This window comes from Nitratireductor sp. J20-h4 (assembly GCF_056780505.1).
The window spans coordinates 3,728,520-3,740,577 of sequence record NZ_CM165557.1 but is presented as its reverse complement, the minus strand read 5'-3'; the positions used below and the strand labels follow the sequence as shown (position 1 = coordinate 3,740,577).

Genomic DNA, 12,058 nt, shown 5'->3' with positions numbered 1-12,058 from the left:
GGTCTGCTCTGTTTGACGCCTCCCTGTTAAACTCCTGAGAGCCGCTTAGCGCGGCTCTTTTTTTGTCCGATTTCGGGACGAATCCGGGCGGCGGCGTTAACCCTTTGTTAAACATCGCCTTGCGTTCGACGGGGAGAACGCGCAATTTCTGCCTCCGGGACCGTTAGGTCGCCGGCCTGATCGGGCTATAGGCGTGGCCACTGGTCGGAAGCAGTCGAGCGTACGGGGTGACGTCCATGAGTAAAGCGGTCAGAGGCGACGAAAATACCATCAATCTTGCCGAGCGCAGGCTGTTTTCGCCGTCGTTCAAGCCGCTCTACGACGAAGGCATGGGGCTGGTTGAACAGACGGCGGAATATCTCGACGGGCCAGGCCGGGCCGAGGCCAAGAAGCTGTCGCGGCTGGCGGCCACGCTTTATGCCGCCGAATCGATGCGGCTGACGACGCGGCTGATGCAGGTTGCCTCCTGGCTGCTGTTGCAGCGGGCGGCCAATTCCGGCGAGATGACGCGCGAACAGGTTGCGGCGGAAAAATCGAAGGTCCGGCTCGACACGGCTTCCGCCCATGACCGTGCTGAAGGCTGGTCCGAGCTGCCGGAGGACTTCCGCGCGCTGGTTTCGCATTCGCTTAATCTGCAGGGACGGGTGCGTCGGCTCGACGATGAAATTTATGGCGGCGGCGCCGACCCGCTCGCCGGCGCCGGCATGACCAATCCGGTTTCCGACCAGATCACGCTCCTGAACACCGCGTTCGCCCGCGGTTGATTGGTCAGTCCGCGACCGGCCGGCCGAGAGCGGCAAAAAGCGGATCGGCCGCAGGCAGCGCCAACAGCGCGGCGGCCGCGATCAGGACGAAGGTCACCCGGCGGTAGGTCTTGTCGCTGGCCAGGCCGAACAGGCGCGAGCCGATCATCAGGCCGACGAAATAGGGGCCGGCGGCGGCGATGCTCAACAGCACCGCCTGACGCTCGAACAGGCCCGCCAGCCAGATATTGCCAATCGACAGCGCCTCCGTCAGGAAAAACAATGTCATCAGATTGGCCCGCACGATCAGGCGCGGCAGCTGCGAAGCGAGCCAGTAGATGATGACCGGCGGCCCGGGAATAGACGCGATGCCCGACAACAGCCCGGCCACCGCTCCGACCAGCAGCGATGTGCCGGCGGTGCGCGGGCCGGCATAACGCCAGCCTTTCACCAGGGCCGTCGCGCAGAGCAGGATCGCCACGCATATCAGCCAGCGCAGGACCGTGGGGTCGCCCCATTTGAGGACCTGGATGCCGACCGGCAACAACAGGCCGAGCCCGGCCAGGACTGGCAGGACCTCGCGCCAGCGGGCGACCTTGAGTGCGGGGATCGTCACCGGGATGATCGGCAGCGTGTCGATCAGCACAACAATCACCAGCGCCGCTTTCGGCCCGTAGAGCGCCGCCGCGACGGGCACCACGATCATGCCGGTCCCGAAGCCCGACATGCCACGGGCAATGCCGCCGACAAGCACGGTGCCAAGCAGTATGGCAAGCGACAGGTCGAAGTCGGGAAGAGGCAAATGGCGTTCCGGTGCTGTTTAGAAAACGAGGCAGGGCGGGCGAAGGCGGCAATTTCGTTTCTCGTTTGTTCACATTCGGCTGGCAATGGTCCTGCGTCAGATTAAGGTGGGGCCATGGCTAGCACGATTCGTATCATCGGTATCGATCCGGGGCTGCGCCGCACCGGCTGGGGGCTGGTCGAGGCGGCGGGCAATGCGCTGCGGTTCGTTGCCGCCGGCACCGTGCGCTCTGATGCCTCGGCGGCGCTCGCGGTTCGCCTTCGCCAGTTGCATGACGGGCTCGCAGAGGTGATGCGTGCGCTCGAGCCGGACGAGGCGGCGGTGGAGCAGACTTTCGTCAACCGCGATGCCACGGCGACGCTGAAGCTCGGCCAGGCGCGCGGCGTGGCCATGCTTGTGCCGGCGCTTTCGGGCCTTTCGGTTGCCGAATATGCCCCGAACGCGGTCAAGAAAACGGTGATCGGGGTCGGTCATGGCGACAAGAAGCAGATCCACATGATGGTCAAGGTTTTGATGCCCAAGGCGGTTTTCGACAGCGAGGACGCGGCCGACGCGCTTGCGATCGCAATATGCCACGCCCATCACCGCCAAAGCGTACCGGCGAAGCTGGCCGCGGCCTATGCGGGCGCGGGCGCATGATCGGCAAGCTTAAGGGCACGCTCGACGAGGTTGGCGAGGACTATTGCGTGGTCGACGTGCACGGCGTCGGTTATGTCGCCTTTTGTCCCGCCCGCGTGCTTGCCGGCCTGCCGGGGCCGGGCGAGGCGGTGACGCTCTATATCGAAACCTATGTCCGCGAGGACATGATCAGGCTCTACGGCTTCACCTCCGCGCTCGAGCGCGAATGGTTCCGGCTGTTGCAGAACAATGTCCAGGGCGTCGGCGCCAAGGTGGCGCTCGCCGTGTTGTCGACCCTGTCGGCGGCGGATTTGGCCAATGCGGTGGCGCTGCGCGACATCGCCATGGTCAGCCGCGCGCCGGGCGTCGGCAAGAAGGTCGCCGAACGCATCGTCACCGAGTTGCGCGACAAGGCGCCGGCCCATGCCGGTGCGGCGTCGGGCACGATCGGCCTGAAGCAGGAACTCGGCGAAGGCGTGGCGCCGGCGCCGGTCGCCGACGCTGTCTCCGCACTGACCAATCTCGGCTATGGTCGCGACGTGGCCGCAAACGCGGTCTCCGCCGCGTTGAAAGAGGCCGGCGAGGGGGCCGATTCGGCCAGGCTGATCCGGCTCGGACTGAAGGAGCTGGCCAGATGAACGCCGGCTTGCCGGGGTCCGGCCGGCGTGCGATGAGGACGTCATGAACACCGCGCCCCGGCTGATCTCTTCCGAAAAGAAAGGCGAGGACGTCGACGTCTCGCTGCGGCCGCAATCGCTGGACGACTTCGTCGGCCAGGCGGCCGCGCGCGCCAATTTGAAAGTCTTCGTCGAAGCCGCCAAGGCGCGCGGCGAGGCGCTCGATCACGTGCTGTTCGTCGGCCCGCCCGGGCTCGGCAAGACCACGCTGGCCCAGATCATGGCCAAGGAGCTGGGCGTGAACTTCCGCTCCACCTCCGGACCGGTGATCGCCAAGGCGGGCGATCTGGCGGCGCTGCTCACCAATCTCGAGGATCGCGACGTCCTGTTCATCGACGAAATCCACCGCCTGACGCCGGCGGTCGAGGAAATCCTCTATCCGGCGATGGAGGATTTCCAGCTCGACCTGATCATCGGCGAGGGGCCGGCGGCGCGCTCGGTCAAGATCGACCTATCGCGGTTCACCCTGGTGGCCGCTACCACGCGTCTCGGGCTGATCACCAATCCTCTGCGCGACCGCTTCGGCATCCCGGTGCGGCTCAATTTCTACGAGGTCGAGGAGTTGGAGAAGATCGTGCGCCGCGGCGCGCGCATCCTCAATCTGCCGATGGCCGAGGAGGGCGCGACGGAAATCGCCCGCCGGGCGCGCGGTACGCCGCGGATCGCCGGACGCTTGCTGCGCCGGGTACGCGATTTCGCCTCCGTTGCCGGCGTGGAGGTGGTCGACCGCAAGATCGCCGACGAGGCGCTGTCGCGGCTGGAGGTCGACGCGCTCGGTCTCGATCAGCTCGACCGGCGTTATCTGTCGATGATCGCGCGGAATTTCGGCGGCGGCCCGGTGGGGATCGAAACCATCGCCGCGGGGCTCTCGGAGCCGCGCGACGCCATCGAGGACATCATCGAGCCGTTCCTGATCCAGCAGGGCTTTATCCAGCGCACGCCGCGCGGGCGGCTGTTGACGGGCAATGCCTGGCGTCATCTCGGGTTCGAAGCGCCGCGCAACCTGGCCGAGATGCAGGGGCGTCTGTTCGAAGAGGAGTGACGGTGATGTACTGACACTACGGTGTCAGCACGCAGGCGCTAGGGTGGCGATCGATCCGAATCCGAGTCGCCATGCCCGTTTCGAGCAAGCTTAACGCCACCCTGCGCGCCTTTATCGAACGGCAACCGCTGTTCTTCGTCGCCACGGCAGCCCGCGACGGCAGGGTAAATGTCTCGCCGAAGGGCCTGGACAGTCTGCGCATCCTCGACGACAGGCGGATCGTGTGGCTCAACCTTTCGGGAAGCGGCAACGAGACGGCGGCCCATCTCCGCGATACGCCACGGATGACGCTGATGTTCGCCGCGTTCGAGGACGCGCCGCTGATCCTGCGGGTCTATGGTCAGGCAAGGGCGGTGCATGCGCGCGACGACGCCTGGCGCGAGCATGTCGAACGTTTCCCGGAGATGGCCGGCAGCCGGCAGATTTTCGATCTGGCGATCGACCTCGTTCAAACCTCGTGCGGGACCGGCGTGCCGCTGATGCGGTTTGCCGGACAAAGGGGCCCGGAGGAACTTTTGCCGTTCTACGAGGCGATGGGCGCGGACGGCGTGCGCGACTACTGGCGCCGCAAAAACCTGACCAGTATCGACGGCAGGCCGACGGGCCTGTTCGGTGCGGACGAATGAGGTCGGTGGCGCAAGCAGCCTGTGCCGGATCGACGCGGCTGCCGGCAAGACGGATCTAAGGCTTCGGCAATTTTCCCACCGCCCGAAGTATCGCGCCTTCGGTCGGTTCTCCCGCGAAGGCCTCGACCACGCCGAAGGCGCCGCCGTAGCCCCAGATAGACCAGGCGAAGCCGTTTTCTTCGGCAAGCCCGATCATGTCGGCGACATAGGCGGCCCGCCATTCGGCAGGCATGACGGCCTGGCTGCCGTATTCCTGGCGGATCATGCCGAACTCCCCGAGCAGGATGTCCTTTGGCGGGATGCCGTGCCGGCGCGCCCAAGCGGCGACCTGGACGAAGGGGGCGGCCATCACGGCGGCGAGTTCGTAGGCGGTGTCCAGCTTGGCGATCTCCTCGTCGAGATAGGCCAGCATGCCGGCCCGGCGCGCCCAGGGCGCGTCGGCGCGGATCCGTGCGCGGATTTTTTCGAGCGCGGCGTCGAGTTCGGCGCGCGGCACGGTGTGCGGCGGGTAGGGCAGTCCAGTGACATAGCGGATGAAGTCGCCGGCCCAGCCCGCGCCCTGATGGGTGAGCAGGAAGGGCGCGTAGGAATGAAACGACCACAGCACATTGTCGTCGGGGATCGTGGCCGGGTCGAGCGCGGCCAGACCCTCGGCCGAGCCCCAGCACCCGCCCGAAAGCACCAGCGTCAGCCGGGTCGCGGCGGCGCGCGCGGCGGCAAACAGCCGCCCGAGCCGGTCGGGCCAGGCCGTCGTACCGGGCGCGCAGTCCACGATCGGCTCGTTCATCAGCTCGAAGGCGACCATGGACGGGTTTTCGCGCGCGAGCGTGCGCGCCATGCGCCGGACCGTCTCGACGTAACGCTCGAACAGCGCCGCATCGTCCATCACCTGGCTCATGCCGATGGCGCGGTTGCCGCCGGCGGGAAACAGGTGCATGTCGACAATGACCTTCAGCCCGGCTGCCGTGACGGCGCGTACGGCGTCCGACACTTCGCCAAAGAGCCGGTCGTGGAAACGGGCCGATTTGTCGGACAGGAAGGGAGAGGGATCAACCGGCATGCGCACGAAGTCGAAGCCGGCTTCCCTGAGGCGTGTCAGGGCGGCATGGTTGACGGTGCGGCGCCATTCGGGAAAGGGCAGCAGCGCGTCTTCCTCGCTCCAGCGGCTTTCGTCGGGCCAGGTGACCCAAATGTCGAGATTGAGGCCGCGCTGGGCCGAAAAGGTCGCCGCGTTCGTCCAACTGGTCGCGGCCAGCACAAGCACCAGACCGGCAAGGCCATGCTTGAACAATACGGCCAGGAATGCCATCGATTTGCGCGCGCGCCCCATGGGCGCTCCTTGCCAGACGGATCGGACGAAGGAAAGCGGGATGGCGGATCATGGTGAACGTCCGGCGGGCATTGCCGGGGAGATGACCGATGTCGGCCACCGGCTGCACGCCCGGGTCTATTATGCCGATACGGATTTTTCCGGCGTGGTCTACCACGCGCGCTATCTGGAGTTCTTCGAGCGCGGACGGTCCGATTTCCTGCGGCTGGCCGGGGTGCATCATACCGAGCTTGCCGACGGCAAGCATGGCGAAAGGCTGGTCTGGGTGGTGCGCAAAATGGCGATTGAATTCAAGGCGCCGGCGAAGATCGACGATATCCTGACCATCGACACCCGTACGGCCGAGATTTCCGGCGCGCGGATATTCATGGACCAGGAGCTGAAGCGCGGCGACGACGTGCTGGTGACGGCCAGGGTGGAGGCGGCGATCGTGGGTGAAGGGGGGCGGCCGCGCCGCTTTCCAAAGGAATGGATTGCCGCCTTCATGCCGGGGCGGGAAGCCTGAGCCGACAGCCAATCCACGCGGAGACGGGGCGAATCCTAACCGCTCCTTAACCTTAACCCATCATGAATCGAACCGATCGGATCGTCACGTCCCGGCGCGCCTTGGTTTTACCAAGATTCCTACGGAAAAGGCCGCGACAGCGCGTGGGGTGATGTCCGGGAGACTGCGTTCGACCGGACCGGCGGGAGACAGGCGCGGGCCGGCGGCTCCGGCGCCCCATTCTTAAGGACAGGATATCCATGGAATCTTCAGCTCTTCCCGAGCTTGCCACCAGCCTTTCTGTGTGGTCGCTCTTCTGGCAGGCGGGCTGGATCGTCAAGCTGGTGATGATCGGCCTGCTGCTGGCGTCGATCTGGACCTGGGCGATCATTATCGACAAGCTGATCGCCTATCGCCGCATGCGCGCGACGCTCGATCGCTTCGAGGAGAATTTCTGGTCGGGGCAGTCGCTCGAAGAACTCTATCGCTCCTTGTCGGAGCGCACGACCGCCGGCATGGGTGCGATTTTCGTGGCGGCCATGGCGGAGTGGAAGAAGAGTTTCGAAAAAGGGGCGCGTTCGCCGATCGGTTTGCAGACGCGGATCGACAAGGCGATGGACCTGGCGCTGACGCGCGAGATGGAGGGACTGGAGGGGCGGCTCGGCTTCCTCGCCACGATCGGCTCGTCGGCGCCGTTTATCGGCCTGTTCGGTACGGTGGTCGGCATCATGACCTCCTTCCAGGCGATCGCCGGGTCGAAATCGACCAGTCTCGCCGTGGTCGCGCCGGGCATCGCCGAAGCGCTGCTGGCCACCGCGATCGGCCTTCTGGCCGCCATTCCCGCGGTCGTCGCCTACAACAAGCTGTCCTCCGACGCGGGCAAGCTTGCCATGCGCATGGAAGGGTTCGCGGACGAATTCTCCGCCATACTCTCGCGCCAAATCGATGAAAGAATTCCGCAGAAAGCCTGAGCGGCAGGAGCAGCACCATGGCCATGTCGGTAGTGCAATCGGGTGGACGCGGCGGACGCGGTCACCGGCGCCGTGGTCGTCACCACGCCTTGATGTCGGAAATCAACGTCACGCCGTTCGTCGACGTGATGCTGGTGCTGTTGATCATCTTCATGGTCGCGGCGCCGCTGTTGACCGTCGGCGTGCCGATCGACCTGCCCGAAACCGAGGCCAACGCGCTCAATGCCGATACGCAGCCGATCACGGTGTCGGTCAACGACAAGGGCCAGATCTTTCTCCAGGAAACCGAGGTGCCGATCGACGAGGTGGTTGCCAAGCTCGAGGCGATCGCGCGCACCGGCTATGACGAGCGCATCTATGTGCGCGGCGACAAGGCGGCCGACTACGGCACGGTCATGAAGGTGATGGCCCGTATCTCGGCGGCCGGCTTTCGCAATCTCGGCCTGGTAACGCTGCAGGAACAGGACGGCTAGCCGATGCGTCCGGCTGCAGGTTCTGGCGGATCATGAAAACGGGCCTCGTCGCCTCGACGGTGCTGCACGCGGTGGTGCTGGGTTTCGGCCTGGTGACGCTGTCGGCGCCGCGCGCCTATGAAGTCGCCGAAGAACAGGCGGTGATGGTCGACACCATCCCGGTCGAGGAATGGACCCGTCTGCAGACCGGCGACAAGGACGCGCCGGCGGCCGACAGGCCGGCGCCCTTGCCGACGCAACGGCCGGACGTGGTCGAGAACGCCGAGAAGGTCGGCGAAAATTCCGTCGACACCGACGCGCCGCCGGTGCCCGATGCGAAGCCGAAACCGGTTGAGACCGCCGCTTTGCCGGAAGCGCAGCCCGAACCCATGCCGGCCCCCGATCCGACGCCGGACCCGGCCCCGACCCAGCCCGACGAGGCCGCGCCGGCCCCGGTTCCGGCAACCGAAATCCGGCCCGAGCCGCAGCCGAAACAGGACGTCAAGCCCGACCCCGCACCCGAGGCCGTGGCGGCGGAGAGCCCCGAGGCGGATGCGGCTGAATTGCCGGACTCCGCGCCCGCGCCGCAGGCGCGGCCGACCCCGCCCGAGGCGCAGACGGCCAAGGCGCCCGAGCGCAAGGACGCCGACAAGCCCAAGACCGATCAGGCGCGCAAGCCGCAATCGGAGAACACGGACAACCTGCTCGATGACGTGGCGGCGCTGCTCAACAAGGAAAAACCCTCAGGCGGCGGCGCCAAGCGGTCGAACCGTGAAGCCTCGCTCGGCGCGGAAACCAAGCGCCCGGCCGAAAAACTGTCGCGCAGCGAAATGGACGCGCTGCGCCAGCGGCTGGGCGGATGCTGGTCGCTCCCGGCCGGCATTGTCGACTACGAACTGCTCAAGGTGTCGGTGCGCTTCCGGCTCGACCGGGCCGGAAATCTCGACGGGCCGCCGGAACTAATCAAGGGTGGCGCCAGTTCTGGACCTGGCCGCACCGCCGCCGAATCGGCACTGCGGGCGGTGCAGAAATGCGCCCCGTTCAACCTGCCTGGCGACAAATACGAGACATGGTCCGAGGTCATTGTTCACTTCGATCCAACCGATATGTTCTAGAAGCCTTGCTGGCGCGACCGAGACCGCAACGGCGCCAGGCCACCGATCCTGATGAAGGGACCGACATGACAGCTATTTTCAGATCCGTGATGCTAGCCATGACGCTGGCCGTTGCCGGCGTCCTGACGACGCAGCCGGCGCGCGCGCTGGTGGAGATCGACGTCAACAAGGGCGTGATCGAGCCGCTGCCGATCGCCATCACCGAATTCCTGTCCGGCGACACGCTCGGCAAGGAGATTTCCGACATCGTTGCGGCCGACCTGCAACGCTCGGGGCTGTTCGCGCCGATCGATCGCGGCGCCTTCATCGAGAAGATTTCCAACCCCGACGCTGCACCGCGGTTCGAGGACTGGAAGGTGATCAACGCCCAGGCCCTGGTCACCGGCCGTGTCACCCAGGAAAGCGACGGGCGCGTGCGCGCCGAATTCCGGCTCTGGGACACGTTCGCCGGTCAGCAACTGATCGGCGAGCAGTTCTTCGCCTCCAAGGCCAATACGCGCCGGGTCGCCCATATCATCGCCGACGCGATCTACGAGCGCCTGACCGGCGAGAAGGGCTATTTCGATACCCGCATCGTCTTCATCGACGAATCCGGTCCGAAGAACCAGCGCAAGAAGAGGCTGGCGATCATGGACCAGGACGGCGCCAATGCGCGCTATTTGTCCGACGGTCGGGCGATCGCGCTGACGCCGCGCTTTTCGCCCAACCGGCAGGAAATCACCTACATGTCCTACGAGAGCGGCCAACCGCAGGTCTATCTCCTGCAGATCGAGACGGGACAGCGCGAACTGGTGGGCAATTTCCCGGGCATGACGTTCGCCCCGCGCTTCTCGCCCGACGGGCAGAAGGTGATCATGAGCCTGCTGCGCGACGACGGCAATTCCAACATCTACACGCTTGACCTGCGCAGTCGGACGACCACCAGGCTGACCGATTCGAGCGCGATCGACACCTCGCCGTCCTATTCGCCCGACGGCACGCAGATCGTGTTTACATCGGATCGCGGCGGGCGGGCGCAGATCTACGTCATGAACGCCGACGGCTCCAACCAGCGCCGTATCTCGTTCGGCGACGGCTCCTATTCGACCCCGGTCTGGTCGCCGCGCGGCGATCTGGTCGCCTTCACCAAGCAGTCGGGCGGCGAATTCCAGATCGGCGTGATGCGCACCGACGGGTCCGGCGAACGGATCCTGTCGAGCGGCTTCAGCCAAGAAGGGCCGACCTGGGCCCCGAACGGCCGGGTGATCATGTTCTTCCGCCAGCCGGCCGGCTCGGCGGGGCCGCGGCTGTTTTCCATCGATCTGACCGGGCGCAACGAGCAGCCGATCGCAAGCCCCAACTTCGCCTCCGATCCGGCTTGGTCGCCCTTGCTGGAATGAGGGCGAACCGGGCGCAATTCGGCGCGGATGCGGCGATTTCCGGCGGCGGGGTCGTGTTTCCGCCGTATTTCGCCATCATTTGCGCTGCCAAGGGTCGTTGGACGGACGGCCATGCCCGTCGGGTAACGAAGAATTAACCGTGTTTCTTGGCCGCCGATTAACCCCGATGTGGTTACTGGAGTGTCAAAGAAACCCATCTATTTGCGAAGGAGTGGCGGTCATGCGCCGTATCGCAGCGCTCACACGGAATCCGGCGGTCATCGCGCTTTTCATGGCGCTTGCCGTGGCAGGGTGCGCATCCAAGAAGGTTCCCAACAATCCGGCCGATCTCGGCCTTGGCTCGGCCACGCCGGGTTCGGCCCAGGATTTCACGGTCAATGTCGGCGACCGCATCTTCTTCGATACCGATTCCACGTTGATCCGCGCCGATGCCCAGGCGACGCTGGCCAAGCAGGCGCAGTGGCTGAACCAGTACGGCTCCTACGCCATCACCGTCGAGGGCCATGCCGACGAGCGTGGTACGCGCGAATACAACCTCGCGCTCGGCGCGCGCCGGGCGGCCGCGGCACGTGACTTCCTGGTGGCGCGCGGGGTTGCGGCCAACCGCATCAAGACGATCACCTACGGCAAGGAACGGCCCGTTGCGGTGTGCGACGACATTTCCTGCTGGTCTCAGAACCGACGCGCCGTGACGGTGCTGAACGGCGCGGGAAGCTAACCCGATCCAGGCCTGATCCGTGATCGATCGCCCGGCCGCCGGCCGTTCGCGATCGATCACCAAAATTTGGCCGAACTCGCGGGCACTGTTAGTGTTGGTACGGGCTTTTGAGCCCTGCAATTCTGCCTCGAAGCGAGACATTGGATGAAACCGAATAGATTTATCTGGGCGGCGGCCATGCTGCCGTTCCTGCTGAGCGGTCCCGCCGGTGCCGGTTCTCCGGCCCTCATGGCGCGACCCGATGTCGCCTCTGCCGCAATGCAGCCGGCGGCGGAGCGCGGCCTTGTGCATCGGGTTCAGGCGACCGATCCGCGTATCGGCCAGCTTGAAGAGCAGGTGCGCCAGCTTACCGGCAAGGTCGAGGAACTGACCTTCATGATTCTGCAGATGCAGGATCAGGCGCGCAAGATGCAGGAAGACAACGAGTTCCGCTTCCGGCAGCTCGAGGAAAAACGCTCCGACGCCGGCACGACCTCCACCGAGCGCCAGACGGCGGATGCCGACCCACCCGCGCGGGCCGATCCGCCGCGCACGCTTGGCACCATTACCTTTGACGCCGACGGCAATCCGACCGGCGGCGTCGCGGCCGCGGACGACGGGACCTTGCCCGGCGTGGAGGTCCCAAGTGCCGGTGGCGGCGATACCGACGGCACGGTGGTGGCTGCCCTGCCGGACACCAATAATCCCGAAGAGCTTTATCGCAACGCCTACTCCTTCATTCTTTCGGGCGACTACCCGACGGCGGAGGCCGGCTTTCGCGAGCATATTGCGCGCTTTCCCAACGACGCCAAGGCGCCGGACGCCCATTACTGGCTCGGCGAGGCGCTGCTTGGCATGGAGCAATATCGCAGTGCTGCGGAGGTGTTCTTGAACGCCAGCCGCGACTATGCCGGCTCGCGCAAGGCACCGGACATGCTGCTGAAACTGGGCGTGTCGCTCGCCGCCCTCAACCAGCGCGACGTCGCCTGCGCGACCTATCTGGAGATCGGCAAACGCTACCGCGACATCTCGCCGGCGCTGAAGGAACGGGTGAAGGCCGAACAGGCGCTCGCCGGTTGCTGAGCCCGCCTGGAACCGAGCCCGCCCCTCTTTTTTCCGATC

General features: G+C 65.8%; 13 protein-coding genes and 1 pseudogene. 12 read left to right on the top strand and 2 right to left on the bottom strand.

Features of this window, described 5'->3' with window-relative positions; all coding sequences use genetic code 11:
- Positions 1–236: 236 nt before the first annotated feature.
- A complete protein-coding gene (rcdA, locus tag ACT2B0_RS17930; RefSeq protein ID WP_473459695.1) occupies positions 237–764 on the top strand; it encodes a protease adaptor protein RcdA in 528 nt (175 codons plus the stop codon).
- 4 nt (positions 765–768) lie between these two features.
- Here the strand turns inward: rcdA and ACT2B0_RS17925 are convergent, their stop codons facing one another.
- Entirely contained in the window at positions 769–1,545 is a 777-nt protein-coding gene (locus tag ACT2B0_RS17925) for a TSUP family transporter (protein WP_473459694.1), read from the bottom strand.
- A 114-nt stretch (positions 1,546–1,659) separates the two neighbouring features.
- Between ACT2B0_RS17925 and ruvC the strand changes: the two genes are divergently transcribed.
- The 4 genes from ruvC (at position 1,660) to ACT2B0_RS17905 (ending at position 4,508) form a co-directional block, all read left to right on the top strand.
- Positions 1,660–2,184 (top strand): crossover junction endodeoxyribonuclease RuvC, encoded by a 525-nt coding sequence (ruvC, locus tag ACT2B0_RS17920; protein ID WP_473459693.1) that lies wholly within the window; start codon positions 1,660–1,662, stop codon positions 2,182–2,184.
- A complete protein-coding gene (gene ruvA, locus ACT2B0_RS17915; protein WP_473459692.1) occupies positions 2,181–2,801 on the top strand; it encodes a Holliday junction branch migration protein RuvA in 621 nt (206 codons plus the stop codon). The genes ruvC and ruvA overlap by 4 nt, the downstream gene beginning before the upstream one ends.
- 43 nt (positions 2,802–2,844) lie before the next feature.
- Entirely contained in the window at positions 2,845–3,882 is a 1,038-nt protein-coding gene (ruvB, locus tag ACT2B0_RS17910) for a Holliday junction branch migration DNA helicase RuvB (RefSeq protein ID WP_473459691.1), read from the top strand.
- A 71-nt stretch (positions 3,883–3,953) separates the two neighbouring features.
- Complete coding sequence (locus ACT2B0_RS17905) at positions 3,954–4,508, top strand: pyridoxamine 5'-phosphate oxidase family protein (protein ID WP_473459690.1); 555 nt, start codon at positions 3,954–3,956, stop codon at positions 4,506–4,508.
- A gap of 55 nt (positions 4,509–4,563) precedes the next feature.
- Here the strand turns inward: ACT2B0_RS17905 and ACT2B0_RS17900 are convergent, their stop codons facing one another.
- On the bottom strand, positions 4,564–5,817 hold the full coding sequence (locus ACT2B0_RS17900; protein ID WP_473466068.1) for a glycoside hydrolase family 5 protein: 1,254 nt from the start codon (positions 5,815–5,817) through the stop codon (positions 4,564–4,566).
- Between the two features lie 61 nt (positions 5,818–5,878).
- On the opposite strand from ACT2B0_RS17900, the gene ybgC reads away from it, so the two are divergent.
- From ybgC to ybgF, 7 genes and pseudogenes are all read left to right on the top strand, one after another.
- Positions 5,879–6,343: a tol-pal system-associated acyl-CoA thioesterase gene (gene ybgC / locus ACT2B0_RS17895; protein WP_473459689.1), complete on the top strand. Its 465-nt coding sequence runs from the start codon at positions 5,879–5,881 to the stop codon at positions 6,341–6,343.
- Positions 6,344–6,582: 239 nt separating this feature from the next.
- Positions 6,583–7,293 carry a protein TolQ gene (gene tolQ, locus ACT2B0_RS17890; RefSeq protein ID WP_473459688.1) on the top strand — a complete coding sequence of 237 codons (711 nt, stop codon included), beginning with the start codon at positions 6,583–6,585 and terminating at the stop codon, positions 7,291–7,293.
- A 17-nt stretch (positions 7,294–7,310) separates the two neighbouring features.
- Entirely contained in the window at positions 7,311–7,766 is a 456-nt protein-coding gene (tolR, locus tag ACT2B0_RS17885; protein WP_473459687.1) for a protein TolR, read from the top strand.
- Between the two features lie 32 nt (positions 7,767–7,798).
- The gene (locus ACT2B0_RS17880) at positions 7,799–8,860 is read left to right on the top strand and encodes a cell envelope integrity TolA family protein (protein WP_473459686.1); all 1,062 of its coding nucleotides are present in this window, start codon (positions 7,799–7,801) and stop codon (positions 8,858–8,860) included.
- Positions 8,861–8,988: 128 nt separating this feature from the next.
- Positions 8,989–10,239: pseudogene (gene tolB / locus ACT2B0_RS17875) on the top strand (Tol-Pal system beta propeller repeat protein TolB); the annotation flags it as partial.
- 220 nt (positions 10,240–10,459) lie between these two features.
- Positions 10,460–10,957, top strand: a complete 498-nt coding sequence (pal, locus tag ACT2B0_RS17870) for a peptidoglycan-associated lipoprotein Pal (protein ID WP_473459685.1) — start codon at positions 10,460–10,462, stop codon at positions 10,955–10,957.
- A gap of 144 nt (positions 10,958–11,101) precedes the next feature.
- Positions 11,102–12,019, top strand: coding sequence for a tol-pal system protein YbgF (gene ybgF, locus ACT2B0_RS17865; protein ID WP_473459684.1), 918 nt, complete (start codon positions 11,102–11,104; stop codon positions 12,017–12,019).
- The last annotated feature ends 39 nt before the right edge of the window (positions 12,020–12,058 follow it).